At 64.1% G+C, this 25,892-nt stretch carries 19 protein-coding genes and 1 pseudogene; 13 read left to right on the top strand and 7 right to left on the bottom strand.

The genetic code is table 11. The annotated features are described in order from the left end of the window. The first annotated feature begins 101 nt into the window (after nucleotides 1-101). From ectA to DQW77_RS08085, 9 genes are all read left to right on the top strand, one after another. A complete protein-coding gene (gene ectA, locus DQW77_RS08125) occupies nucleotides 102-632 on the top strand; it encodes a diaminobutyrate acetyltransferase (protein ID WP_113257717.1) in 531 nt (176 codons plus the stop codon). A gap of 50 nt (nucleotides 633-682) precedes the next feature. Then, the gene (gene ectB, locus DQW77_RS08120) at nucleotides 683-1,972 is read left to right on the top strand and encodes a diaminobutyrate--2-oxoglutarate transaminase (RefSeq protein WP_113257716.1); all 1,290 of its coding nucleotides are present in this window, start codon (nucleotides 683-685) and stop codon (nucleotides 1,970-1,972) included. A gap of 4 nt (nucleotides 1,973-1,976) precedes the next feature. Next, nucleotides 1,977-2,369, top strand: coding sequence for an ectoine synthase (locus tag DQW77_RS08115; protein WP_113257715.1), 393 nt, complete (start codon nucleotides 1,977-1,979; stop codon nucleotides 2,367-2,369). Nucleotides 2,370-2,409: 40 nt separating this feature from the next. Beyond that, entirely contained in the window at nucleotides 2,410-3,846 is a 1,437-nt protein-coding gene (locus tag DQW77_RS08110) for an aspartate kinase (RefSeq protein ID WP_113257714.1), read from the top strand. Nucleotides 3,847-3,969: 123 nt separating this feature from the next. Beyond that, nucleotides 3,970-4,674: a GntR family transcriptional regulator gene (locus DQW77_RS08105; protein ID WP_113257713.1), complete on the top strand. Its 705-nt coding sequence runs from the start codon at nucleotides 3,970-3,972 to the stop codon at nucleotides 4,672-4,674. Further along, nucleotides 4,664-5,572, top strand: coding sequence for a dihydrodipicolinate synthase family protein (locus tag DQW77_RS08100; protein WP_113257712.1), 909 nt, complete (start codon nucleotides 4,664-4,666; stop codon nucleotides 5,570-5,572). The genes DQW77_RS08105 and DQW77_RS08100 overlap by 11 nt, the downstream gene beginning before the upstream one ends. Further along, entirely contained in the window at nucleotides 5,569-7,059 is a 1,491-nt protein-coding gene (locus DQW77_RS08095) for an aldehyde dehydrogenase (RefSeq protein WP_113257711.1), read from the top strand. The genes DQW77_RS08100 and DQW77_RS08095 overlap by 4 nt, the downstream gene beginning before the upstream one ends. Continuing rightward, entirely contained in the window at nucleotides 7,056-8,609 is a 1,554-nt protein-coding gene (locus DQW77_RS08090; RefSeq protein ID WP_113257710.1) for a trimethylamine methyltransferase family protein, read from the top strand. The genes DQW77_RS08095 and DQW77_RS08090 overlap by 4 nt, the downstream gene beginning before the upstream one ends. 42 nt (nucleotides 8,610-8,651) lie before the next feature. Next, nucleotides 8,652-9,983 (top strand): FAD-binding oxidoreductase, encoded by a 1,332-nt coding sequence (locus DQW77_RS08085; protein ID WP_113257709.1) that lies wholly within the window; start codon nucleotides 8,652-8,654, stop codon nucleotides 9,981-9,983. A 4-nt stretch (nucleotides 9,984-9,987) separates the two neighbouring features. On the opposite strand, the gene DQW77_RS08080 is transcribed toward DQW77_RS08085, so the two are convergent. Then, on the bottom strand, nucleotides 9,988-10,356 hold the full coding sequence (locus tag DQW77_RS08080) for a PaaI family thioesterase (RefSeq protein ID WP_309301310.1): 369 nt from the start codon (nucleotides 10,354-10,356) through the stop codon (nucleotides 9,988-9,990). A gap of 44 nt (nucleotides 10,357-10,400) precedes the next feature. After that, nucleotides 10,401-11,429 (bottom strand): phosphotransferase family protein, encoded by a 1,029-nt coding sequence (locus tag DQW77_RS08075; protein ID WP_113257707.1) that lies wholly within the window; start codon nucleotides 11,427-11,429, stop codon nucleotides 10,401-10,403. Nucleotides 11,430-11,635: 206 nt separating this feature from the next. On the opposite strand from DQW77_RS08075, the gene rpe reads away from it, so the two are divergent. The 3 genes from rpe to DQW77_RS08060 all read left to right on the top strand — a co-directional run bounded on the left by rpe (nucleotide 11,636) and on the right by DQW77_RS08060 (nucleotide 14,436). Beyond that, a complete protein-coding gene (rpe, locus tag DQW77_RS08070; protein ID WP_113257706.1) occupies nucleotides 11,636-12,334 on the top strand; it encodes a ribulose-phosphate 3-epimerase in 699 nt (232 codons plus the stop codon). Between the two features lie 139 nt (nucleotides 12,335-12,473). After that, nucleotides 12,474-13,184 (top strand): metallophosphoesterase family protein, encoded by a 711-nt coding sequence (locus DQW77_RS08065; RefSeq protein WP_113257705.1) that lies wholly within the window; start codon nucleotides 12,474-12,476, stop codon nucleotides 13,182-13,184. Nucleotides 13,185-13,260: 76 nt separating this feature from the next. Beyond that, nucleotides 13,261-14,436 (top strand): acetyl-CoA C-acyltransferase family protein, encoded by a 1,176-nt coding sequence (locus DQW77_RS08060; RefSeq protein ID WP_113257704.1) that lies wholly within the window; start codon nucleotides 13,261-13,263, stop codon nucleotides 14,434-14,436. Between the two features lie 59 nt (nucleotides 14,437-14,495). On the opposite strand, the gene pbpC is transcribed toward DQW77_RS08060, so the two are convergent. From pbpC to DQW77_RS08045, 3 genes are read right to left on the bottom strand one after another with little or no spacing between them, the layout of a single operon-like run. Then, nucleotides 14,496-16,538 carry a penicillin-binding protein 1C gene (gene pbpC, locus DQW77_RS08055; RefSeq protein ID WP_113257703.1) on the bottom strand — a complete coding sequence of 681 codons (2,043 nt, stop codon included), beginning with the start codon at nucleotides 16,536-16,538 and terminating at the stop codon, nucleotides 14,496-14,498. After that, nucleotides 16,525-17,103 (bottom strand): putative glycolipid-binding domain-containing protein, encoded by a 579-nt coding sequence (locus DQW77_RS08050; protein WP_113257702.1) that lies wholly within the window; start codon nucleotides 17,101-17,103, stop codon nucleotides 16,525-16,527. The genes pbpC and DQW77_RS08050 overlap by 14 nt, the downstream gene beginning before the upstream one ends. A gap of 16 nt (nucleotides 17,104-17,119) precedes the next feature. Continuing rightward, on the bottom strand, nucleotides 17,120-22,549 hold the full coding sequence (locus DQW77_RS08045) for an alpha-2-macroglobulin family protein (protein ID WP_113257701.1): 5,430 nt from the start codon (nucleotides 22,547-22,549) through the stop codon (nucleotides 17,120-17,122). A gap of 143 nt (nucleotides 22,550-22,692) precedes the next feature. Between DQW77_RS08045 and DQW77_RS08040 the strand changes: the two genes are divergently transcribed. Next, the gene (locus DQW77_RS08040; RefSeq protein WP_113257700.1) at nucleotides 22,693-24,960 is read left to right on the top strand and encodes a response regulator; all 2,268 of its coding nucleotides are present in this window, start codon (nucleotides 22,693-22,695) and stop codon (nucleotides 24,958-24,960) included. Between the two features lie 9 nt (nucleotides 24,961-24,969). Here DQW77_RS08040 and yaaA read toward each other — a convergent pair whose 3' ends face one another. Both yaaA and DQW77_RS18480 read right to left on the bottom strand, forming a co-directional pair. After that, nucleotides 24,970-25,722, bottom strand: a complete 753-nt coding sequence (gene yaaA / locus DQW77_RS08035; protein ID WP_113257699.1) for a peroxide stress protein YaaA — start codon at nucleotides 25,720-25,722, stop codon at nucleotides 24,970-24,972. 61 nt (nucleotides 25,723-25,783) lie between these two features. Continuing rightward, a pseudogene (locus DQW77_RS18480) lies at nucleotides 25,784-25,892 on the bottom strand (IS5/IS1182 family transposase); the annotation flags it as partial.

Genomic DNA, 25,892 nt, shown 5'->3' with positions numbered 1-25,892 from the left:
CATGCTCTGATCTCCTCGGGGAAGAATATTACTTAGCCTGTTGAATTATTTTTGAGGGCCCTTATACTTAGGCCATCTAAGCAACCAAGAGGTCAGGAACCGTGCACAGCATCGAAGGATCAAAAACCAATTCCAAGCTCACATTCGGCAAACCACGGCGCGAGGATGGCGCTGGTATCTGGGCTCTCATCTCGTCCTGCCAGCCGCTGGACGAGAATTCGATGTACTGCAACCTGATCCAGTGCGACCACTTCCGCGATACATGCGTACTGGCCGAACTGGATGGCGAGATCGTGGGCTGGGTCTCGGCCTACCTGATGCCGGACGATCCCGAGACGTTGTTCGTCTGGCAGGTGGCCGTTTCCGAAAAGGCGCGCGGGCGGGGCCTGGGCATCCGGATGCTTGACCACATCATCGAACGCGAAAACTGCGCAGAGGTCAGGCGCCTTCAGACGACGATCACCATCGACAATGATGCGTCATGGGCCCTGTTCAGCCGGTTCGGCAAGTCGAGGAATGCCCGGCTCCGCAATCAGCCGTACTTCATGCGCGAGGATCATTTCGATGGCCAGCATGCCACCGAACACATGGTCACCATCGAATTCGCAAGGGCGCTTGAGCGCGCCGCCTGATCGCTGGCGCCACGCCGTTTGCTTCACCAAAAAACAGACAAGGATTTATCATGTCGACTGACACGTCAGCCGAAATTGCAATATTCAACCGTCGCGAGTCCGAAGCGCGCAGCTACTGCCGCGGATTCTCGAAGGTGTTCACCAAGGCCGCTGGATCGGAAATGACAGACGGGACGGGGCGCAGCTATATCGACTTTCTCGCTGGCTGTTCCTCACTGAATTACGGGCACAATGACCCGGACATGAAGGAAGCTCTCGTCGATCACATCGCCGGAGACGGGATCGCCCACGGGCTGGATCTTCATACCGGGACCAAGGCAGATTTCCTGTCGGCGTTCGAGAAACACATTCTCCAACCGCGCGGCATGGATCACAGGGTGATGTTCACTGGCCCGACCGGCGCCAATGCCGTCGAGGCCGCGATGAAGATCGCCCGCAAGGTTACCGGTCGTGACAACATCGTCGCGTTTACCAACGGATTTCATGGGGTCACGCTCGGCGCGCTGTCGGCGACGGCAAACGGCTACCACCGGGGCGGCGCGGGAACCACTCTGAACGGCGTTACCAGGATGCCCTATGACGGGTACATGGGATCGCAGTGCGACAGCACGAAATTTCTCGAAGCCGTGCTCAAGGATGGCTCGAGCGGGATTGACACCCCGGCAGCGATCCTGCTGGAGACCGTGCAGGGCGAAGGCGGGCTCAATGCGGCAAGTCCGGAATGGATAACACGCGTTGCCGAACTGGCGAAAGAACACGGCGCCCTCCTGATCGTTGACGACATCCAGGCCGGCTGTGGACGCACCGGGACGTTCTTCTCATTCGAGGAGATGGGTATCATGCCCGATATCGTGACGATGGCGAAATCGGTGTCCGGTTTCGGCCTGCCGATGGCGCTGACGCTCATCCGGCCCGAGCACGATATTTTCGGCCCAGCCGAACACAACGGTACCTTCCGGGGCAACACCCATGCCTTTGTCACCGCCCGTGTCGCGATCGAGAAATTCTGGGCGGACGACCGGCTCCAGAAGGATATCAACACCAAGGCCGACATCCTCGGGGACGCGCTCGGCGATCTGGCCGCGCTGGTGCCCGGGGCGTTCCTCAAGGGGCGCGGCATGATGCAGGGTGTCGACGTCGGGTCTGGCGACCTGGCCGAAGCCATTTGCGCCCGCGCCTTCGAGAAAGGGCTCATCATCGAGACCTCGGGCTCGGAAGACCAGGTCATCAAGGTGCTCGCACCTCTCACGACGCCCGAAGCAACGTTCAGGAAGGGCCTCAACATCCTTCTGGATGCGGCGCGCGACGTGACGGTTTCGGCAAAATACGCTGCGGAGTGAGATCATGATCGTTCGAGAATTCGACAACGTCGTCCAGGAAGGCGGCGCAATCTCCGACGCGCACTGGACATCCGTCCGCATGCTGCTGGCCGATGACGGGATGGGGTTTTCCTTCCATATCACATTCCTCGAGGGCGGCAGCGAACACACGTTTGAATACAAGAACCACCTGGAAAGCGTGTACTGCATACAGGGAACCGGCCAGATAACGGATCACGGAACAGGTGAAAAGCATCCGATCAAGCCCGGCACGATGTATGCCCTGAACGCACATGACCGGCATACTTTGACCGCGAAAGAAGAACTGGTGATGGCGTGCGTGTTCAACCCTCCCGTCACCGGCCGCGAGGTCCATCGCGAGGATGGCTCCTATGCCGCGCCGGATGAAGACAAGTGAAACAGAGGCACCGGGCGGGCGACCCGCGCGGTGAAACCCCTTGAAGAGCAATTCCCACACCATCGAGAAAATCGGCGGCACATCCATGTCCCGCCTCGACGAACTGGTCGAAACCTTGTTCGCCGACGGGGACGAAGACATCAGATACGGTCGGGTTTTCGTCGTTTCCGCGTTCGGCGGCATCACCGATCTGCTTCTGGAGCAGAAGAAATCGGGGAATCCCGGCCTATTCGCACGGTTTGCCAACGAAGAGGATGATCATGGTTGGCTGGATGCGCTGTCACGCGTTTCGGAAGGAATGCGCGCTGCGCATGGGTCGATCCTGTCGCATCCCGCCGATCAAAGCGACGCGGACGATTTCGTGCGTGACCGGATCGAAGGGGCCCGCAATTGCCTGATTGACCTGCAACGCCTGTGTTCCTATGGCCACTTCCGCCTTTCGCAGCACATGATGCTGACGCGCGAGCTTCTGTCCGGACTCGGCGAGGCGCATTCGGCCTTCGTTGCAACCCTTGCTCTGCGGCGCGAAGGTATCAATGCGCGGTTCGTCGATCTTTCGGGCTGGCGTGACGAGCGTGAGCTGGACCTCGACGCCCGGATCACGGATGGAATGGATGATGTGGATTTCGATACCGAAATGCCGATCGTCACAGGGTATGCGCAATGTGCCGAAGGTTTGATGCGGGAATTCGATCGCGGCTATTCCGAAGTGACCTTCAGCCGCATTGCCGCGTTGACCGGCGCCCGGGAGGCGATAATTCACAAGGAATTCCATCTGTCCTCCGCGGATCCCAAGCTGGTGAAGGGTGACGTTCGCAAGCTGGGCCACACGAATTACGATGTTGCCGACCAACTGTCGAACATGGGCATGGAAGCGATTCATCCCAAGGCTGCCAAGACCCTCAGGCAAGCCGACGTCCCCTTGCGGGTCACCAATGCGTTCGAACCGCATGATCCTGGCACGCTTATCGACGATCAGCCGGCAGCGCGGCCGGCGGCGGAAATCGTCACGGGGCTGGACGTGCACGCGCTCGAGCTGTTCGAGCAGGATATGGTCGGGGTGAAGGGCTACGACGCCTCGATCCTCGAGATGCTGACAAGGCATCAGGTCAGGATCGTCTCGAAAAGCTCCAATGCCAACACGATCACCCACTATGTGGACGCCCCGCTGCGCAAGCTGCGCAGGGTCGAGCGTGATCTGACCGAAAGATACCCGAATGCCGAAACACGCATTTCGCCCATGGCCATCGCCGCGGTGATCGGTCGGGATCTGTCCGGGCTCTCTCCGCTTTCCTGCGGGCTTCGGGCACTTGCGACCGCGGATATCGAGATCCTGGCAGCCCATCAGACAACCCGCTCCGTCGATGTGCAGTTCGTCATCCCGCGCGAGTCACGCGATGCCGCGATCGCAGCACTTCATGAGGCTTTCATCTCGCGGGAAGGGTCTGTTCCGGTGGAAAGGAAACAAGCCGCCTGAGCGCCCTGAACCTGCAGGATTCATAAAGCCGCCGGCCAGGACCGGCGGTTTTTTTCGTCTGTGAAACCTGTCGACAAGTAGTACGACTTATTGTATACACTGTGTATTCTTAAAGGATTCCCAATGCCGGCAGACAAGAAAACCCAATGCCTGGAAGATCTCCGGATGCGCATCCTTACACAGAATATCGCACCCGGAAGCGACCTGGAGGAGGCAACGCTCTGTACTCATTACGGAGTGTCGCGCACTCCGATGCGCGAGATCTTCCAGCGCTTGAACGGCGAAGGTTATTTGCATCTCGAACAGAATCGAACTGCCAAGGTGGCCTCGATGGACCTCACTATGATGCGGATGTTTTTCCGCACTGCACCGGTGGTCTATGCCAACATCGCCCGGCTCGCAGCCGAGAACAGGCGCAGCGACCAGATTGAACCGTTGAAGGAAACGCAGGCGGCTTTCCGCAACGCCACGCAGGCCGGACGGGCCGGTGAAGCCGCGCTCCTGAATCACCGGTTTCACGCGCGGATCGGAGAGATGGCACACAACCCCTATCTTTTGCCGAGCCTGAACCGAATGCTGATCGACCACACCCGGCTTAGCCAGACATTCTATCGCCCCGCCTCCGCCGATGAAAAGGTTCGTGTCGCCAAGGCCTGTGACCAGCATGACGCGATGATCGTGGCCATTGAACGGCAGGAGGCCGGCCTCGCCGTCGAACTGACCCTCGAACATTGGGATCTTTCGCGCGACCGGCTGGAACGTTTCGTTTCCCCGGATCCACTGCCCGTCGACGTGGTTTCAATGAAGGATCATTCACATGCGCTTTGAAGGGATATGGACCCCGATCATCACACCCTGCACCAAGGATTTCGAGATCGCGGAGTCCGCTCTGGAAGACACCGTCGAATTCCTTGTCGGGAAGGGGGTTCACGGCATCATCTCGGCCGGGACAACCGGCGAATACTATGCGCAGTCCTTCGAGGAACGCATTCATCTTGCCAAGCGGATCAAGAAACTGATTGACGGGCGGGTGCCTCTGGTGGTGGGCACCGGCGCCCTGAGGACCGAAGACAGCGTGGAATATGCCAAGGCGGCCAGGGATATCGGTGCCGATGCGATCCTTGTCGCGACACCCCCCTACTCGATGCCCACGGGCCGCGAGATCGCACTGCACGCGCTTGCCATTGACCGTGCGGTGAACATGCCGGTCATGCTCTACAATTACCCGGGGCGCATGGGCGTCAACATGGACGAGGACACGCTTGACCGGCTGGGACGCAGCCCGAACTTCTGCGGCATCAAGGAAAGCAGCGGTGACATAAACCGCCTTCATCTCATCGCGCGGGATTATCCGCATCTGGGTCTGCTTTGTGGAATGGACGATCAGGCACTGGAGTTTTTCGCCTGGGGCGCGCGCGGCTGGGTCTGCGCCGGCTCCAACTTTGCCCCCGAGGCCCATATCGCGCTGTACCGCGCCTGCGTGGAGGAAGGGGATTTCAGCAAGGGCCGCGCCATCATGTCGGCGATGATGCCGCTGATGCGGGTGCTGGAGCAGGGAGGCAAGTTCATTCAATGCATAAAGCACGGCGTGACGATGAGGGGTATTCCCGCCGGCCCGCCGCGCAAGCCCCTGCACCCGCTGAACAAGGATGACAAACGCGCGCTGGAGCAAGTCATCCGGACCATGAACACGGCCATTGCCGCAATCGAGGAGACGGGCAAATGAGCGATCTGCTGACACGAGACGAGTACACCGCGATCGCCGCCGACCTGGATCTGCCTGCCGCGCCGTTTGTCGACGGAAAGTTCCGCAAGGGCGGTGGCACCGCCACGGAGACCGTCAACCCCGCCACCGGAGACATCCTGACAACGGTCAGCACTGCCAATGCGGCTGACGTGGATCTTGCCGTGACCAAGGCGAACGAAGCGCATGAGAGGGGGGAATGGTCCCGCGCGCACCCGTCCGAGCGCAAAGATGTTCTGATCCGGCTCTGCAAGCTGATAACGCGGCGGAAGCGGGAATTCGCGGTGATGGAAAGCCTCGACTCCGGCAAACCGATCCGGGATTGCGAACTGGTGGACATCCCGGAGACGATCAACACCATCAAGTGGCATGCCGAGTTGATCGACAAGATCTACGACCAGGTCGGTCCTTCCGGGGATGACGCGGTTTCGATGATCCTGCGTGAGCCGGTCGGCGTTGTCGCCGCCGTTCTGCCCTGGAATTTCCCGCTCATGATGATGGCATGGAAGATCGGCCCGGCGCTGGCCGCCGGCAACTCCGTGATCGTGAAACCCGCTGAACAGACATCCATGACGGCACTGCGCCTTGCCGAGGTGGCACACATGGCCGGTGTGCCACGCGGCGTCCTGCAGGTACTGCCGGGCGACGGGCCAGGCGTGGGCGAGCCCCTTGGCCTGCATTCTGATGTGGACATGGTCAGCTTCACCGGGTCCACGGAAACCGGCCGGCGTTTTCTGCGCTATTCCGCTGACAGCAACCTGAAGAAGGTCACGCTCGAATGCGGCGGCAAGAATCCGGCGGTGGTTCTGGAAGATGCCGAGAACCTCGATCACGTGGCCGAACACGTGGTCAACGCCGCCTTCTGGAACATGGGCGAGAATTGTTCAGCCAACAGCCGCCTGATCGTACACGAGGCGGTCAAGGCCCCCCTGATGGAAAGACTCGTGGCGCGGCTGCGCGACTGGAAAACCGGTGATCCGCTTGACCCGGCCAATCACCTTGGTGCCCTGATCGACGGCAATCACTGCAAAAAGGTTGAAGGCTACCTCGGCGGCACCGCTGTTGCGGGGGGCAAGGTGGCGGGCAATTTCGTGGAACCGACGATATACGAGGTTTCAAGGGACGATCCCAGAGCACGAGAAGAGATCTTTGGCCCGATACTTTCGGTGATCGGGGTCAACAGTGCCGAAGAGGCAATCGAGGTGGCCAACAGCACAGACTACGGCCTGACGGCGAGTGTGTTTTCGGCCAACACCCGAACCGCCCTACGCGCCGCCCGTGGCATCCGCGCCGGCACAGTCACCGTGAACTGCTACGGGGAGGGCGATATCTCGACCCCGTTCGGTGGCATGAAACAATCGGGTTTCGGCGGGCGCGACAACGGCATCCACGCGCATGACCAGTTCACCGAACTGAAAACGATCTGGATCGACCTGACGGATCCGGCGGACGGGGATAACGTGGAATGAGCGAAGTTGTGGAGAAGCGTGCAGCCCGCCGGGGGCGCGGTGCCCGCAAAGCCGTCCGACAGACCCTTGACATGACCATGTTGCCTGCGCTCAGGCGCAGCCTGCCACTGACAGAGCCCATGGATGCCGAGCAGGTCGCGCGGATTGACGCGGCCAGCATGAACATCCTGGAAACCGTTGGCGTCGTTTTCCGGGATGAAACAGCACTCGCCGATTGGCGCGCGGCCGGTGCCAGGGTCGAGGGAGAAACGGTCTTTCTTGACCGTGACCATGTGCGCGAACTGATCGGAACGATCCCCGAAACCTTTACTTATCATGCGCGCAATCCCGAAAACAATCTGCCATTCGGCCGCGATCACGCAATGTTCGTACCGATGACGGGGGCGCCTTACCTGCGCGATCTTGATGACGTGCGCCGCAATCCGATGCTGGAGGATCTGGCCAGCTTTCACAAGCTGGCGCACATGCTTCCGGCAATGCATTCCTCGGCGCATCACATCGTGGAACCCTACGACCACCCGATCAGCCAGCGCCACCTGCGCATCACCTATTCGTCGATGAAGCATTCCGACAAGACCTTCATGGGCATGACAACAAGCCCACGCAATGCCGAAGACGTGATGCAGATGTGCGCCATCCTCTTTGGCGAGGACTATCTGGAGGATCACCCGGTCACCACCGGAAATTGCAACGGGAACTCGCCGCTCGTTTGGGATGAAACCATGCTTGGGGCGATGCGGGCCTTTTGCCGCCGCAACCAGCCCGTCCTGTGCAGCCCCTTCGTTCTGGGCGGCGCCAACACCCCCGCGAGCGTGGCGCCCACCGTCGCACAGCTCAATGCCGAGGCCCTGAGCGCACTGGCCTATACCCAGGTCATTCGCAAGGGTGCACCGGCGATCTACGGACATTACCTTTCCACGGTCAGCATGAAATCGGGCGCGCCAATGGCAGGAACGCCCGAGATCAGCCTGATGAACCTGATGATCGGCCAGATGGCGCGCTTCTACGGTGTTCCGTGGCGCTCTTCGACAAGTCTTGGCGGCGCCAAGACACTGGACGCACAGGCGGGTTATGAAAGCGCCAGTACGCTGATGGCCCTACAGATGGCCGGTACCAACTACATGTGGCATGCGGCCGGCTGGAACGAGGCGGGGATGCACTGTTCGATGGCCAAGTTCGTGGTCGATGCCGAGCAATGCGCGATGGCCTACCGTATGGCCGAGGGAATCCGCTGGGACGATTTCGACGAGGCGGTCGCCGCGATCGCCGATATAGGGCCGGGGGGCCACTACCTCGGCCACCCGCATACGCTGGCCAATTTTCAGAGGGCTTTCTTCATGCCGGATCTTTTCGACAACAACGCGATCGAGCAATGGCAGGCGGAAGGGGCCATTGAAACGCCGGAGCGCGCCCGCACCTATGCCCGCGCCCTCCTGGAAGCGTATGAGGAACCGAAACTCGACCCCGGCGTCGATGAGGAACTGCGTGATTTCATCGCGCGCCGCGAACGTGAAATTCCCGCGGTCGATGCGCTCAACCAGGAGTATTGAGATGCATTCACCGGATCAGCGTCCAGGAATGGTCCTCCGGCCATGAACATCACACGCTTGCCAGTGGATCCCGGACCGGCAGCCTGGAGCGCAATCCTGCCTGATCAACAGGCCGCCGATGTCCTGTCCGGTCACCGGAATGCGGACTGGCTCGTCATCGGTGGCGGATTTGCCGGTCTTGCGGCAGTCAGGCGCCTGGCGCAGCTCCACCCGGACGCCAGGATCGTCCTTCTGGAGGCGCGCCGCATCGGTGAAGGCCCCGCCGGACGCAATACCGGATTCATGATCGACCTGCCCCACGATCTGGCATCCGAGGATTATGGCGGCGCCGTTGCCGCGGATCAGGCACAGACGCGGGCCAATCGGGCAGCGATCGAATTCGCCGCGGATATGGCCGCCGAGTTCCAGCTTCCCCAAGAGGCGTTTTCGCAATCCGGCAAGACCAATGCCGCAGCCACGGAAAAGGGCCATCTGCACAATATTGCCTACGCGCGGCATCTCGGGCAGATGGGCGAACCCTTCGAGTTGCTGGATGGCGGTCGCATGCGTGAGATGACGGGCACGGACTATTATCGCAGCGGCCTTTACACGCCCGGCACGGCGATGATCCAGCCGGCAATGTTCGTGCGCGGGGTCGCCGCGGCGCTGCGATCCAACCGCGTACATATCCATGAAATGAGCCCTGTGACCGCCCTGAACCGCAAAGGCGACTGGACGGCGACAACCCCCCGGGGGGATGTCACGGCCCCAAGGGTCATCCTGGCGGTGAACGGCCACGCAGAGAGTTTCGGACATTTCCGGGGCCGCCTGCTGCATGTCTTTACCTACGCCTCCATGACGCGTGCCTTGTCCTCCGATGAATGCCGCCGCCTTGGCGGTGCATCATCGTGGGGGGTGACACCGGCTGATCCCATGGGCACCACCGTTCGGCGGATTTCGGGCTCCGGCGGGGACCGGATCGTGGTGCGCAACCGTTTCACATGCGACCCGTCAATGGAGGTCGGCGCACGGCGGATCGCCCGCGTGGCACGTGATCACGACAGGGCCTTTGCCGCGCGCTTTCCCATGCTGGACGGGGTGGACATGGAACATCGCTGGGGCGGACGGCTCTGCCTGAGCTGGAACGGCGTTCCGGCGCTTGGCGAGGTCGAGGAGCGATTGTTTTCGGCCTGCTGTCAGAACGGGCTGGGCACCGCAAAAGGCACGCTCCACGGAATGCTTACGGCCGATCTTGCCTCCGGTCAGGACAGCGCGTTGCTCCGCGAGGTGATGGATCAGCCCGACCCGAGACGGCTGCCGCCCGGACCGGTGACAAATCTGGCCGCCAATGCCGTCATGCGGTGGGGAGAATGGAAGGCCGGCCGCGAACTGTAACCGCTCAGGCGTCACCGCGATACCGGAACACGCCGCTGCCACTGGCCACCGATGTGCCGATTTCGTCCACGACCCTGCCATCGGCGAAGAAACTGCGCCGCCCTCCTCCGGTGCGCCAGGCTTCGGCAATGAGAACCGTGCCCCGAGGCTGTGCAAGGTAGTTCACGGTCAGCGTCAGGGTAAGCGCCAGACGCGGCCTTGCAGGATCATTGTCGAAGCACCCGGCGAAGCCCATCGCACTATCGAGGAGGGTGGCGTACACACCCCCGTGCGGCAAGCCCTGACGGTTCATCAGATGTGCCCGGACAGGCAGTTGAAGCTGGGCGAAATCCTCTCTCCAATCGGTCATCCGAGCGCCCAGGTGCTGCAACATCGCGACACCGTCGTCGCCGCCAACCGGATCTCTGCCGGCGCCGTTCATCGGCTGGACCGCGCTGTTGCAAGCCCCTGTCTGGCAAATTCCGGTACATGTGTGCCCAATTTCAAACCACGTTCAGGATCGGCGGCATTTCCGTCGAGCGCGCGCTTTTTCACCCCTTGCAGGATCGCCGCCATGCGGAAATAGGAAAACGCCAAGTAGTAACCGAACCCGTCGATCGAACCCAGCCCCCGGCGGTGGCAGTACATTTCGATGAACCTCTCGTCACTCCACAACCCCGCCGCGGCACGGTCAACGCCGGCAAGGCCGCGGCCCTCGCGCCCGGTCGGCATGGACCACTGCATCACGACCGCCGCCAGATCGGCATAAGGGTGCCCCAGCGTGGAGAGTTCCCAATCCAGGACCGCACGGCATTCGGCGCTGTCATGCGCGAAGATGAGATTATCCAGCCGATAATCGCCATGTACCAGCGTGCATTGCCCGTCATCCGCCGGCATGTTTTCGTCAAGCCAGAGAATCAATGTCTCCATATCGGGCAGATCATCTGTTTTCGTTTTCTCGTATTGCTGCCGCCAGCGGTCAAGCTGCCGGCGATAGTAATTTCCTGGCGGGCCGTAATCCGACAACCCCGCCGCTGCCAGATCCACGTTGTGAATCGAGGCCAGAACACGGTTCATCTCGTCCATCAGGGCGTCACGCTCGGAAGGGTCAAGGCCGGGCAGCCTGGGATCATCGAAAATCCGGCCCGCCACTTCGTCCATGATGTAGAAAGCCGACCCGATCACGGCGTCATCCTCGCAAAGCGCATGCACCTGAGCCACGGGAACTTCACCGGCGGCCAGCGCCTTCTGCACCCGGTATTCCCGGTCCACCGCGTGTGCCGATTTCAACAAAATGCCCGACGGCTTGCGGCGCAGAACGTAGTTGCCGGCCGCGGTTTCCAGCCGGTAGGTCGGATTCGATTGCCCGCCGCTGAACTTCACTGCCTTCACCGGACCATCAAATCCCTCCAGCCGCCCGTTCAGCCATTCCGAAATGGCGGCGGTGTCGAGTTCCGTGTCGTTCAATTTCTTTCCTCCCCGAGATCGGTCAACACAAGATCACCGGACTATTCCCGAAGCGTCTTTGGAAGCCGGGATGTCGATGTTGCTGGATGGGCGGCGCATCCGGTCGCCCTCCGCCCGCCGGGCCTTCGGATCCTGTGGACATGAGCCTACATAATTTGCACAAAGCCGGGGCCGGTTCAATCTCGGCCAGTTCAGGAGAAACGCCCATGACCATCGACCGTTCGATCAAGATCGCTCCCTCCATTCTAAGCGCCGATTTCGCCAATTTCGGTCAAGAAATTCAATGCGTCGAAGCGCAGGGCGCGGATTGGATCCATGTCGATGTGATGGACGGGCATTTCGTGCCGAACCTCACTTTCGGCCCGCCGCTTTGTGCGGCGATCCGGCCGCATATCCACACGGTCATGGACGTTCACCTGATGATTTCCCCTGTAGACCGATTTGTTGACGCTTTCGCAGAGGCCGGGGCGGACATCCTGACGGCGCATCTGGAAGCCGGGCCACATGTGCATCGCACCCTGCAGGCAATCCGCGGGGCGGGTTGCAAGGCGGGGCTGGCGCTCAATCCCGGAACGGGACTTTGCAATGTAGAGCATCTCCTCGACATGGTTGACCTGATCTGCGTGATGACTGTAAATCCCGGTTTTGGCGGACAAAAGTTCATACACAGCCAGATCTCCAAGGTGCGCGAGCTGCGTAGCCTGATCGGGGACCGGCCGATACACATCGAAATCGACGGCGGCATCACGGCGGATACCGCACCGCTGATGGCCGAAGCGGGAGCGGATGTTCTGGTCGCCGGATCAGGTGTCTTCAAGGGGGGAAGCGTGACCGATCCCGCACCTTACGGGACCAACATACGCACCATCCGCGAGGCTGCAGAAGCCGCACGCACCGCCGCCTGAGCGCCCCGGCGTTTTGACCACGCCGAAGATCGTGTACGCAGGTTTTGATCGGGCATCCCGGGCGTGGCGAGGTTTGTGTTCAAGATGAACCCGACTCACCGGTGTGGCCGGGACCGCGTGAGCACCGAAAGGAAAGGCGATGACGCGACCGATCTATGCCGTCGGCGACATACATGGCCAAAAGGCGATGCTGGACGAGGCGCTGGGCCGGATCGAGGCCGACGATGCTGGACGCAACGCACCGGTGGTTTTCCTTGGCGACCTCGTGGACCGTGGACCCGACAGCCGCGGCGTGATCGAGACCTTGCGCTCGGGCCGGGCTGCGGGGCGCAACTGGATCGTGCTGCGCGGCAATCACGATCAGATGTTCCTGGATTTTCTCGACGGCCATAGCGACGGTCGGGGCTGGATGGGCGAAAACCTGGGCGGGTCCGAAACGATCGCCTCCTACGGGATCATGGCCCGGGCCGGAACCATCGATCCGGCGGCGGCACGCGCCGCGATCCCGCGGGCGCATCATGATTTCCTGTCGGGCCTGCCGTTCCATCACCTGGATGGCGGGCTGTTGTTCGTGCATGCCGGGATCGCGCCGGGCGTGGCGTTGGACCATCAGGCGAAGGATGACCTGATCTGGATCCGCGAACCTTTCCTGAGTTGGCGCGGCCCGCACCCGTGGCTGGTTGTGCACGGGCACACGCCGCTGCACCATCCTGCGCATTTCGGAAACCGGGTGGACCTGGACGGCGGGGCCGGTTTCGGGCGACCTCTTGTGCCGGCGGTTTTCGAGGGGACGGATTGCTGTTTGTTGACGAAGGACGGCCGGATCCCGCTGCGGCCCGGGGACGCGTGAAGGCAGGTTGCGATTGCATGTAGGAGCCCGGGGAAGATACCCTGCGCCCGAAACAATGACAACCTGAGAGGACGGCATGGATAACATCGTGATTCTGGACGGCGCGCGCACCGCGATAGGCACTTTCGGCGGGGCACTGGCCGGCACTCCGCCAGCGCAGCTTGGCGCCGTCGCGGCCCGCGCGGCGATGGAGCGCGCCAATGTGGAAGGCGGACAGATCGGGCATGTCGTCTTTGGTCACGTGATCAACACCGAGCCGCGAGACATGTACCTGAGCCGGGTGGCGGCGATGGAGGCCGGCATCCCGGAGACCACCCCGGCGATGAACGTGAACCGCCTGTGCGGATCCGGGGCACAGGCGATCGTTTCCGCGATGCAGAACCTGATGCTGGGGGATGCCGATTTCGCCCTTGCCGGAGGGGCCGAGAACATGAGCCGCTCTCCCTTCATCATTCCCGACCAGCGTTGGGGCGCGAAGATGGGCGATGTGCGTACGCTCGACATGATGCTGGGCGCGCTCAACTGCCCGTTCGGCACCGGGCATATGGGTGTGACCGCCGAAAACGTGGCCGCCGAGCACGACATCAGCCGCGAGGACCAGGACGGTTTCGCACTGGAAAGCCAGCGGCGGGCGGCAGCCGCCATCGAGGCAGGACATTTCCAGTCGCAGATCGTGCCCGTGGAGGTGCGGGTGAAACGCGACACCATCGCCTTCGACACCGATGAGCACCCCAAGCCCACAACCGCCGAAGGGCTGTCAGGGCTGCGCCCTGCCTTCCAGAAGGAGGGGCGGGTGACCGCCGGAAACGCGAGCGGCATCAATGACGGCGCCGCGGCACTGGTGATGGCGCGGGCCGAAGCCGCCGAAAAGGCGGGTCTGAAACCGAAAGCGCGCATTCTGGGCTATGCCCATGCCGGGGTGCGCCCCGAGGTGATGGGAATAGGCCCGATACCGGCGGTGCAGAGCCTTCTAGAACGAACGGGTCTGGACGCCGGGGATTTCGACATCATCGAGTCGAACGAGGCCTTCGCCGCGCAGGCGCTGGCGGTGAACCGGGCCCTGGGGCTGAATGGTGCGAAGGTGAACCCCAACGGCGGCGCGATCGCGCTGGGCCATCCAGTCGGGGCCACCGGTGCGATCCTGACAGTCAAGGCGCTGTACGAGCTGGAGCGGATCGGCGGCAGCAAGGCGCTGGTGACGATGTGCATCGGCGGCGGGCAGGGTATTGCGCTGGCGCTCGAGCGGCTCTGAGCCCGCTCCGCGGCAGGCGGGGCCGCTCGTCCGCCCTTGCAGGCGGCCTCGCCCGGCGCTCAGTCCAATCGCACGGACACGCGGGCGGCCCGGCCTCGGGCGTCGATCACGGAAAGTGTGGAAAAGCCCGTTTCAAGCCCGTAAAGCGCCGTTTCACGACGGCGCACGCCGGTCAGTAGCGGACGTCCGTCCGCCATCCAAGTGAAGGGCGGGATGCCATCGCGAACCTTCACTGGAAGCGTATTGCCGGAAAGCGGAAGATGCGCGCCATCGGGAGGAAAGGCCAGCTTGGGTGCATCCGGGGCCGGACCGAAGGCGGCCCCGCGCGCGGTAAACCGGCGCAGTGGCGGCGGAAGATCGGCGGTGGGCAGTATCAGGGTCTCGGGCGGCGGTGGCGGCAGCGGATCGAAAGCGGGCTTGAGCCGCTGGAACGCATCGAAGAGCACCGGCGCGGCGAGATCGCCCCCGAACGCCCCCGGCACGGGTGTCCCGTCCGGCCGCCCGATCCAGACCCCGGCCACGTGCCGCCCGTCATAGCCCAGCGCCCAGGCATCGCGGTGGCCATAGGAAGTGCCCGTCTTGTAGGCCAGCGCGCCGTGCCGCGCGCCCGGCGGCGGTGCAAGGCCGGAGAGGACATCACCTACCTGCCACGCGGCGGCACGGCCGATGACGCGCGACCGGGGCGGCGGCAACCCGTCGGCACGCCAGTAAAGCGGCCGCGCCTGCCCGCCATTCGCGAGCGTCGCGTAGAGCTGCACCAGGTCGACCAGGCTGAGGCCCACCCCGCCCAGGGCCACGGCGAGGCCGGGCCGCACGCCCGGCAGCCGCGGATCCAGCCCGACGCGGCGAAGGGCCGACATGAGGTGGCCGGGGCCGATCTGATCCACAAGCATCACCGCGGGAATGTTGCGCGACAGCCTGAGGGCCTCGGCGGCGGTGAGCGTGCCCATGAAACGGCCGTCGAAATTCTGCGGCGCGTACTGGCCAAAGGCAGTCGGGCGGTCCATGATCAGGGTTTCGGGATGCGCATGGCCACGGTCGAAGGCCATGCCATAGATCAGCGGCTTGAGGATCGAACCCGGCGAGCGCGGTGCCCGTGTCATGTCCACGAAGCCCTGACCGGCGGCGGAGTAGCCGGCCGAACCGACAGAAGCGAGGATTTCTCCACTGCCGTGATCCGCGACGAGAATCGCGATGGACAGCCCGTCGGTCAGGCCGCGCAACGAGACACGCACAAGGCGTTCGAGACGGCGCTGAAGGGGGCCGTCGATGGTCAGGTCGTGGCGGCCCAGGTGCGGCGCCAGGCGGGCCGCGCGATCGGTGAGGTGTGGTGCCGCGGAGGGAAACGCGCGGCGCGAGACGGGTACGGGCTCGGAAAGGGCGGCCCGGTGGTTGTCCTGGCCGATCACACCCTCACCGGCCATGCGCGCCAGAACGCGATCCCGCGCCTTCCGGGCGATGGCCGGGTAGCGATCGGGACGCCGGGCCTCGGGCGATTGCGGCAGGGCGACCAGAAGCGCGGCCTCGGCCGGGGTAAGGCGGGCGGGCGGTTTCCCGAACCACGCCAGCGCGGCGGCGCGCACCCCTTCGAGATTGCCGCCAAAGGGCGCACGGGCGAGGTAGAGCGACAGGATCTCACGCTTGGAAAGCCGGCGTTCCAGTGCCAGCGCGACGCGCATTTGCCGGAACTTGCCGCGCCAGTGACCTGTGCCGCTATCCTCGAGCAGGCGGGCGACCTGCATCGTCAGGGTCGAGCCACCGGACACGATGCGCCCATGCCACAGCGCCTGACCAGCGGCGCGCAGCACTGCCAGAACGTCAATCCCCGGGTGACGGTAAAAGCGGCCATCCTCGTAGGCGATGAGCATGTCGAGATACGTTCGGTCCACAGTGCCGGGCGCGACCGGCAGGCGCCAGCGTCCGTCTTCCACCGTGAGCACCCGCAGCAGCCTGCCGTCACGGTCAAGGAGGATCGTGGAGGTTTCAGCCACCAAGGGTGGCAGAGCGGTTGCCGAGATCCAGCGGTCAAGCGCGTCCCGCGCCGCGGCTCCGGCAAAAAGCGCCAGCGCCAGCGCGAAGATAAGATGATCAGGACGCCGCATTGATCACCTCGCCCTCCCAAAGGCCGGGATAAAGGGTGATCAAGCCGCTCGGGTCGACCTCCAGCACGGTCTCGTGGCCGGTTTGCGCGGCGCTGTAGGCCACGCGCCCGTAAACGCCGGTCCTTGCATAAACCTGATCCAGCGGCCAGAGCCTGTTTCGCGGGTAATCCAGCCAGGCCGCGGTAAGGGACAGGCGATCGGACTGTTGCAGGGCGAGGCGGCGTAACGGCATCAGGTTGGTTGCCGGCGTGAAGCCGAGATCAAGATCGGGCACCGCGCCAACGCCGGACTGCGGGCTGTCATTGACCTGCCAGCCGTCATCGCAGCGTTCGATCCTAAGGCTCACATCGGCACCGTCATGCAGCCCGGCGATATCGGCGCCGAGGCTGTGCCAGTTCTCGTCACAACGCAGCACGTAATCGAGTGCCGCGAAGCCGTTGGAATCCCGGAACCGCGCGTGCCCGACCAGAAGCCAGCCGTGGTCAGCCCGCGCCAGGCGGCATTTGTCATCGCCCCAGCGATCCTGTGCACGCCAATGCGCGATGGCGACGGTGCGCCCGGTCATCGGCCCCGGCCCGGTGTCATTCGATCACTCTCATCGCGCCGGTGGCGCCATGAGCGCGGTAGCGCGGGCGATACATGTCTTCGACCGTCACCGCGGGATGATGATACTCGCCCGGCGTCACGGCGCGCACCACATAGGCCAGGTGGAACGGATCGTCGCCCCGCCAATCCACCGCGGCAAGAAACCGTTCGGACCGAAATTCCGCATGTCGGGCCTCCGCGGGATCGAGCCAGTCAAGCGCCCGCACATCGCCGGAGCGCAGGAGGTTGGGGTTGTCGATCTCCAGGCCCGCCGGCAGCGGGTCATCGATGATCAGCCGCCCGCCACCTTCCTCGAACGGGCGGACGGTGATCACCGTGACCAGCCGCGTCCCGGTCTGAACGGCGTCCGGAGTGACGGGATTGCCGTCCATGTCATGATAGGAACGCTCGATGTGATAGCCGTAACCGCCCGGATCGCGCGGAACCAGCGGCACGCCAGTGGTGGTCAGCGTGATGCCGGTTTCGCGGTCCGAGATGTTGCGAACTGCGCGGTGATGCGGCATGCTGCCGTCCAGCGCGCGCACGAAGGGACCGGTGATCGGTGTGCCGTCCAACGTCAGGCCGCCGGTGCCGGGCGCGTCGATCAGGGCGCGCGCCGCCAGCAGGGTCCAGGCCTGTTCCTGCGTCGACATCCGCGGACCCGCGAGAGCCAGGTCATCGGCCAGGCGTTCCGGATCGGCGGCATCGCTGCCCGCCTCGGTCAGCAGCGCCAGCAGCCCGGCCCTGTCGCGCGTTGATGTTCCGTAGTCGGCCCGCCAGCGCTGCGCCCGGTCGGTGCCCGAAGGTTCGGAAAGCTGGGCCGTCGCACGCCGAAAGAGCCTGTCCGCGCGGGTCTGATCGCCGTACGAGGCCAGCGCCGTGGCAAGCTGCGCCGTGGCGAGCGGAGTGGCGAAGGCATCACCCTTTACATCGGCGAAGTATCGCAGGTCACCAATTCGCGCCGCACCCTCGCGGGCCAGCACCATCAGCGCGTAGGCGATGCTCTCACCACCGCTGTCAAAATCGGGGGCGTAGTTCACCCTGTTGCGCAGGTTGTCCATCGCCAGTGCAAACGCGCGGTCAGGCACCTGATGCCCTTCGGCCCGCGCCCGCGACAGGAAATCGGCCACGTAGGCATCAAGCCAAAAATCCCCGGACCCGGCACGCCAGAGGCCGAAAGCACCATTTCCCGACTGCCGCGTCAGCACACGGGCGATCGCCTTGTCGATCCGCGCCCTGATCGCGGCATCATCTCCCATGCCGAGGGTTTGCGCCACCTCGTTGAGGTACAGAAGCGGCATCGCCCGCGATGTCACCTGCTCGGTACAGCCGTAGGGATAGCGATCGAGCGACCGCAGCAACCCCGGAACATCGAGGCGTGCCAGAGGCCCGGCCGAGATCACCGCCTCCGCACCGGCGGCGCGCAGGCCCGCGAAAACCTCGGTATCCAGCGTGAGGGTATCACCCGGCGCCAGCGTGATGCGCCGGGTACGGGAGACCGGAGGATCGTTGCGCCGCACCGGCAGAGTGAGGGTTTTCGTCAACTGCCGGCCATCCGGGGTGGTCAGGGCAACGCGCAGCGGGTGATCGCCGGGCGCACCCGCAGTGACAGCCACGCTCAGCCGGGCGGTTTCCTGCGGCGTCAGGTCGATGCCCGGCGGCAGGTCACCAAGCTCAAGGCCGGCGCCCGCGGACACATCGAGGCCCATGCGCCCGGCCGGGCCTTCGGCATGGGTGATTTCCAGCAGCAGGCGGCTTTGGTCGCCCGGCGCCAGAAACCGCGGCAGCGAGGCCGAGACAACGACGGGATCGCGCACCATGACATCCCGATCGGCCTGCCCGACGCCACGCGCCGACCATGCCACTGCGATCAGGCGGACGGTACCATTGAAGTCGGGGATATCGAAACGGGCCGTCGCGGTGCCGTCAGAGCCCACGGAGAGAGGACCGGAAAAGAAGGCGACCAGTTCGTCGGTGGGTGGAGTGGCCTGCATCTCCATCGCGGCACCGGCATCCCCGCCCGAACGCACACGGCCCTCGGCCCCGTTCATCCCGTCGATCAGCCGCCCATAGAGATCGCGGATTTCCACACCAAGCCTGCGCTGCCCGAAATAATGCGCGGACGGATCGGGGCTTTCGAACCCGGTAAGGTTGAGAATGCCCAGATCCACGGCCGCAAGGGTGACATGGCCCGGCTGCCCCTCTTCCAGCCCTCCGACAAGGACGGTTGCCGCGAGCGGGCCGCGCGGATCGGCGGTCTCGGGCGCCTCGATGCTGACGTCAAGCTGCCGGTCACCGGGGTCGGCGGGCGCGTAGGCCAGCCCAAGAGATCGGGCCGGATTGCGTCCGGCAGGCACATCCATCGGGCGGATCACCTGCGCCGTCACGTAGGCGCCTGCGCCCCACTCTTCCGTCACCGGAAGGGTGACCGTGTTTTCGCCCTCGGAAACCGGGACAGCCTTCATGTCGATCACGCGGTTGGTCAGCACGGTGATCAGCGCGATGCCGCCATGGCGCGGCACGAGGCGGAGCTTGGCGGTGTCTCCGGCGCGGTAGTCTTGCCTGTCCAGCGACACATCGAGGGTATCGGGCGTGGTGCCGGCCTCGGCGGGGGCGTACCAGCCGGAATCGAATTCCACGGAGGCGGAGACGTATTCACCGTCCAGCCGCTCGACCACCAGTTCGTGCCGGCCATGTCCGACCCCGGCCGAGATCGTGGCCGGCCCGTCGCCCAGCGTCGCCTTGCCGGTGGCGACACGCCTCCGCGTGGTCACCGGCTCCCAGTTCCAGTTCCCGTACTGTCGATACCATTGATAGCGTGTGTTGACGCGGTTGACGGTCCAGCGCACCTGCATCGGCTTCGCCCCAAGGTCCGGTCCGATTCCCATCACCCTGAATTCCGCCGGGCTGCCGCGCGGCACGACATCGTCGAACGCGGGGCGGATTCCGATCATCGAGCCGACCGGTGACAACATCCGGGTCAGGACACGTTCCACCGGGCGGCCCGACCCTTCGCGTACGCGCATCGTGATCCGTGCCTCGTAAGGGCGATCCCCCTGCGCGGTTTCGGGCAGGCTCAGCGGCAGTTCCAGCCGCCCGTCACTATCCGTCTCGCCGCCCTCTATGTAGGTGCCGGTGCCGGCCGCGCGGGCATCGTGGCGCCCGAACAGGTAACCGGGAAACCCTTCGAGGCGTCGCCGCGGCTCCATCCTCAGGTTGCCCTCGGCCCGGAGGCCCGCACCGGGACCGCCGAAAAGATACCGGGCCTGCAGTGTCAGCGGTACCGTGTCACCGGGCGCCAAAGGCGTTTCTGGCAGCGATATCTCGTGCTCAATCCGTTCGGGCAGAAAATCCTCCACGAGGACATTTGCGCTTGCCAGCGAATCAGCCCCGGGATCCGCCTTGATGTCGAGCCGCCAGGTGCCGCGCGGCACGTCGGCGCCCAGGGGCATGGAAAAGACATGCCCGCCGGCCACGTCATCGGATGACAGATGGCGCGCGTATTCCACACCGTCGGGCCGGGTCAGGATCGCGGTAAGGGGCAGGCCGGGGACCGCCCCGGCGTTGCCGTCACGGGCCAGGGCAGTGGCATGAATCGTCTCGCCGGTCCGGTAGGCTCCGCGATCCGTGGTCAGGAACACATCCACCGGCGGTGCGGGTGCGCGCCCCTCGACCCCCCGGTCGGAAAGGTCAAAAGCAGGTTCGGTGAGCGACAGGAACGCCATGTCCTCAACGCCACGCCGGGCCATGACCAGTGCGGGGGCGCTGCCATCCTCGCCGCGCAGCAGGCCGGGCGGAAACAGGGCATGGCCCCGCGCATCGGTCCGGGCCGTGGCCAGTTCGCTGTTGGCACGGTTGAAAAGTGTCAGTTCCACGTCGTCCAGGGGCTCGGCATCCGAAAGTCCGCGCAGGAACACATGCAGACCGTCAGTGCCCTTGAGGGTGGTCATGCCCAGATCGGTGAGCACGAACCATTGCGTGGCCGCCGCATCCCGGTCACGGTCCATTCCGGCGGGCCGCGCGGTGAGGGCGTAAATGCCAGGGTCCAGGCCCTCCATCGCCGCATCCATCGGCAGGCGGGTCGTCATGGTGCGGTTCAGTTCGTTGCCCACTTCGCCGGTTCCGGTCCAGACCTCCTCGGCGATGTCGGACGAAAACCGGGCGAGGTCATGCCGACCAAGGGGGCGGGCAAAATAATCCTCCTGCATGGTGCGCAGAAGATTGCGATCGCTCACCCGGCGAAGTGTCAGCGACAGCGCGTCGAGGTTCACCGTCTCCACCGGCAGCGCCGCACCGGCAGCGCGCGGCAGGACAAAGGCCCGGCCCGGAAACGCGACCGACGGGGAACGGTCACGCACGTAAAAGGACAGTTCGACCGGGTTCAGCAGCGTCTCGCCGCTGGCGGCCGGCAAGCCCTTGCGGAATGTCACGGTGTAGCGTTCCCCGTGCTCGACCCCGTCAATACAGAGCTGCCTTTCTCCGGCCTGTACCACGAGTCCCGGATCGGGCAGTTGCACGAAAGGGGCGTAATCGGTGCCGGCTTTCACCAACGGGCCGGAGAACTCGGCGCAGATGCGCGGCGCCTCGGCCTCGTTTTCCGTGCTGTGGCCCGTGATGCGGAAGCCGTACTTGCCCGCCGCCGCCTTCAGTTCCGCGGTCACATCGGCCCGGGGTGCGATGTTTTCCGCAAGGCGCAAGGCGCTGACGGTATCCTTGCCGCGGCCCAGACGCTCCAGCGCACGCCCCATTTCCAGCAGGGCATTGACCCGCGCACCGTCCGTTCCGCCCCTGATATAGGCGTTGGCGGCGGCGTGTAGCGCGCGCCCTGCCCGGCGGGTGCGTTCAGCGGGGCTTTCGGCCTCGATCGCGAGCGTCAGGCGGGCATAATCGGTCCACTGGTCGCTGGCGTCCGAGCGCGAGACCGCCGCGCCGGTCCAGCGCATGGCATTGCGCGCATCGCCACGCGCGAAACTGTCCTGCGCCGCCTTGAGAAGCGCGCTGATACCCCATTGTCCGGCCGGGTGATCGGACCCGATCCCGATCGCCAGTTCGCGGACCTTGCGCAGATCCTCGCCGGACAGGAATTCGAGGTCCACCGAACGGGCCTCGGCGGCATGGAGAACCGCGGGGTCGGTGGCCAGGATCTCGCCCGAGACAGCGCCCTCGTATCCCGTTTCCTCTTGAACATCGCGCTTGGGAAAACAGGCGCGCGATCCGCTGTTGTAGGTGAAAGCGGTGCAATCAGGGTTGGCCAGACAGGCGGTGCGGCAGGCTTTGAAAGAGGTATCGAAAAGTGCCTGAAGGTCCGTGCCGATCAGATCGACATCGCGGATGATCGCGGCGCGACGATCAGGAACGGGGGATTGCGCGGCGGCCTGAACGGCCAGAACGGAAAAGAGCGCGAGCGCGAAAATGCGGCACGGCATTGCGGCCTCCTGTCTGGAATGGGCTCATGGTGCCACGCACCCATCCGTCTGGCAATGATTCCGGCGGAGCGGTTAATCGGGTGTTCACCTTAGTCGTGGACCTTCTGCGCCATGGTCCCGGATGCGAAAGGCGGAGGACGGGCATGAGCCTTGCCAACAAGCTGGCCGAGGAACGGCGCGCACGACTGGCGGCGGAACGCCTGCTGGAACTCAAGAAGGAAGAACTGCACGCGGCCAACCGCAAGCTGGGCAGGCACGCGCGGGCCCTGTCGGACGAGATCGTGGAAACACGCGCGCAGGTGGCCACGGTGCGCGACGAGAACCGAAAGGTGAAATCCGATCTGACCGTGGCCAATGAAAAGGTGGAAATCGCCGAGCGGCGGCTGTGGCTCTCGATCGAGACGATTCATGACGGTTTCGCATTTTTCGACATGGACAGCCGGATGATCGGGGCCAATGACGCCTATCTGGCGGTATTCGACGGGCTGGAGGCGGTAAAGCCCGGCATTTCCTATGCCGAGATCCTGCAGATCATCACCGAGGAAGGGATCGTGGATATCGGGGCCGAAACACCATCGGCATGGCGCGAACGGATGCTTGACCGCTGGCAGAGCCCCGATCCCGAACCGCATGTCATCCGGTTGTGGAGCGGCGAATACATCAAGCTGATAGACCAGCGCGGCCATGACGGCGACCTCGTGAGCCTGGCGCTGAACATCAGCGACACGGTACGCTACCAGAAGGAACTCAAGGCGGCGAGACATCGGGCGGAGGCCGCAAACCGTGCCAAGTCCACTTTCCTTGCCAACATGAGCCATGAAATTCGTACCCCGATGAACGGCGTGGTGGGGATGGCCGAATTGTTGGCCGAAACCGGGCTGAGCGAGGAACAGAGGCTCTATACCAACACGATCCGCAGTTCCGGCGAAGCGCTTCTGGTGATCATCAACGACGTGCTGGACTATTCCAAGATCGAGGCCGACAAGCTGATGCTCAAGCCAGAGCCCTTCGATCTCGAGAGGTGCCTGCATGAACTGATCATGCTGATGCAGCCCAAGGCACGCGATCAGGGGCTGGACCTGTTGCTGGATTACGACATCTTCCTGCCGACCCGCCTTGTCGGCGATCCCGGTCGTTTGCGGCAGGTGCTGACAAATCTGGTGGGCAACGCTGTGAAGTTCACCGAGAGGGGCCACGTGCTGATCCGTGTCGTGGGCCAGACCCCCGACGAGACCGGCCGCACGGAGCTTCACGTCACCGTCGAGGATACCGGGATCGGCATTCCGCCCGACAAGATCGGGCACGTATTCGGCGAGTTCAACCAGGTGGACGATGCACAGAGCCGCAAGTTCGAGGGTACCGGGCTGGGCCTTGCGATATCGCGGCAGCTGATCCGGTTGATGGGCGGCGAGATATGGGCCGATTCCGAACCCGGGCGCGGCGCGACGTTCGGATTTCGCATCGCCCTGCCCGAGGCGGAAGGCGGTGTGGCCGCGGAGCCCCGGCTCCCCGTTGATCTGAAACAGGTCATGGTCGTGGATCCGGGCGCCATCGGGCGTGGCATTCTCGAACGGCAGCTGTCCCAGGTCGGCCTCAGTGTGGCCACCTGCAAGAACGGGATGGCGGCGCTGGACCGGCTGGCGGGGCAGGATCCTGCCCCGGATCTGGTGATTTGCGAACATTCGATGCCGGGTATGGACGGGCTGGAATTCGCCGAGGCCGCGCATGCCGCCGGCCATGCGGTACCGATCATCCTGATGAGCGACAATACTGGCTATGCCGAGTCGGATCCCGCGCGGCGCCACCTTCACACGGTGCTTCAGAAACCGGTGCCGCGTCAGGATCTCTTCGCGGCGCTGTGCGTGCCGGAAGAACACCACGCCGCCCCTCCGGACGCGGCGCCCGCCGAACAGGGCAACCCCGCACAGGCCCCGCAGCAGCCGGAAGCGACGCGGCAGACCGCGCCGGACGCCGCCGCCCCGCCACGGGCGATGCGGATCCTGGCCGCCGAGGACAATCGCACCAACCGGCTGGTGTTCTCCAGGATGATCAAGAACCTCGATATCGAACTGCGCTTTGCCGAGAACGGCGCCGAAGCGGTGACGCTTTATCGGGAATTCGACCCTGATATCGTTTTCATGGACATCTCGATGCCGGGCAAGGACGGCAAGGAGGCCACCGGCGAAATCCGCGCCATCGAGGCCGACACCGGTGTTCATGTGACCGTGGTGGCGATGACAGCCCATGCGATGGACGGCGATTCCGAGGGTATCCTTGCCGCGGGGCTTGACCACTACCTGACCAAGCCGCTGAACAAGGGCGCCATCATCGAGCGGATTGCCGCGGCCCGGCCCGAAGGCGCGCGCGACCCCGAGGGCGGCAGCGCGGACCACTGCGAAAGGACGGGATGACCGCGGCGATCAGCCGCGCAGAAATACCGGGCGGTCGGCTTCCGACATCACCGGGTTGTAGCGGTAGCCGCCACTGTCGAACCTGGTCAGCGCATCGGGATCCTCAAGACGGTTCTGGACGATGAAGCGGGTCATCGCGCCGCGCGCTTTCTTGGCATGGAAACTGACGATTCGCGGACCGTCGGCATGCTCCTCCATGAAGACCGGGGTGATGACCCGAAGACGAAGCACATCCGCGTCCACGGCACTGAAATATTCCTGGCTGGCGCAATTGACAAGCGCCGTCGCCCCCACCGTTTCGGCCTGTTGGTCAAGCGCGCGGGAAAGCCGCTGACCCCAGTAGTCATAAAGCGTCGGGCCACGATCGGTGACCAGCCGGCTGCCCATCTCGAGGCGGTAGGGCTGAATCGCGTCAAGCGGGCGCAACAATCCGTAAAGACCCGACAGGATACGCAGATGATCCTGGGCAAAGCGCATCTCGTCAGGGTCCAGTGTGCCCGCCTCCAGCCCCTGATAGGTGTCTCCGGCAAAGGCCAGGGCCGCGGGCTTTGTTTCCATGGTGCCGAAATCGCGAAACCTGTCGGCATTGAGCCTGGCCAGGGAGTCGCTGATCTTCATCAGTCGTTTCAACCCGTCCGCCTCGAGCCCGCGCGCCACACCGGCCAGTTTCTCGGCATCGGCGGTGAATTCCGGCTGCGTCGGCGTGACCCCGTCAACCGGCGTCATGTCAAGTTTCTTGGCCGGAGAAATGACAATCAGCATGGGCCTGACTCCTTCTTCGTGTTCTTGCACGCATCCTGCGGGATCTAGGCGGCGTCTGCATTTAGCTGATCCAAGCCATTGCGCATGCGAGATCAACGAAGGCTTTGAATGAGCTGACGGATTTCTCGCAACGCAATGCGATCCTGCGGAAGCGTTTGATCTTATTGAAA

The organism is Roseovarius sp. TE539 (assembly GCF_003298505.1).
Classification (GTDB): Bacteria; Pseudomonadota; Alphaproteobacteria; order Rhodobacterales; family Rhodobacteraceae; genus Roseovarius.
The sequence above is the reverse complement of the archived record's forward strand: the minus strand, read 5'-3'. Positions and strand labels throughout refer to the sequence as shown.

Coding starts and splice junctions, on each gene's coding strand:
- DQW77_RS08040 (WP_113257700.1), top strand. CDS start 22,693: ATGAGCCTTGCCAACAAGCTGGCCGAGGAACGGCGCGCACGACTGGCG.
- DQW77_RS08080 (WP_309301310.1), bottom strand. CDS start 10,356: ATGTTGCAGCACCTGGGCGCTCGGATGACCGATTGGAGAGAGGATTTC.
- DQW77_RS08095 (WP_113257711.1), top strand. CDS start 5,569: ATGAGCGATCTGCTGACACGAGACGAGTACACCGCGATCGCCGCCGAC.
- DQW77_RS08045 (WP_113257701.1), bottom strand. CDS start 22,549: ATGCCGTGCCGCATTTTCGCGCTCGCGCTCTTTTCCGTTCTGGCCGTT.
- DQW77_RS08090 (WP_113257710.1), top strand. CDS start 7,056: ATGAGCGAAGTTGTGGAGAAGCGTGCAGCCCGCCGGGGGCGCGGTGCC.
- pbpC (WP_113257703.1), bottom strand. CDS start 16,538: ATGCGGCGTCCTGATCATCTTATCTTCGCGCTGGCGCTGGCGCTTTTT.
- DQW77_RS08100 (WP_113257712.1), top strand. CDS start 4,664: ATGCGCTTTGAAGGGATATGGACCCCGATCATCACACCCTGCACCAAG.
- DQW77_RS08105 (WP_113257713.1), top strand. CDS start 3,970: ATGCCGGCAGACAAGAAAACCCAATGCCTGGAAGATCTCCGGATGCGC.
- yaaA (WP_113257699.1), bottom strand. CDS start 25,722: ATGCTGATTGTCATTTCTCCGGCCAAGAAACTTGACATGACGCCGGTT.
- ectB (WP_113257716.1), top strand. CDS start 683: ATGTCGACTGACACGTCAGCCGAAATTGCAATATTCAACCGTCGCGAG.
- rpe (WP_113257706.1), top strand. CDS start 11,636: ATGACCATCGACCGTTCGATCAAGATCGCTCCCTCCATTCTAAGCGCC.
- DQW77_RS08115 (WP_113257715.1), top strand. CDS start 1,977: ATGATCGTTCGAGAATTCGACAACGTCGTCCAGGAAGGCGGCGCAATC.
- DQW77_RS08065 (WP_113257705.1), top strand. CDS start 12,474: ATGACGCGACCGATCTATGCCGTCGGCGACATACATGGCCAAAAGGCG.
- DQW77_RS08050 (WP_113257702.1), bottom strand. CDS start 17,103: ATGACCGGGCGCACCGTCGCCATCGCGCATTGGCGTGCACAGGATCGC.
- DQW77_RS08060 (WP_113257704.1), top strand. CDS start 13,261: ATGGATAACATCGTGATTCTGGACGGCGCGCGCACCGCGATAGGCACT.
- DQW77_RS08085 (WP_113257709.1), top strand. CDS start 8,652: ATGAACATCACACGCTTGCCAGTGGATCCCGGACCGGCAGCCTGGAGC.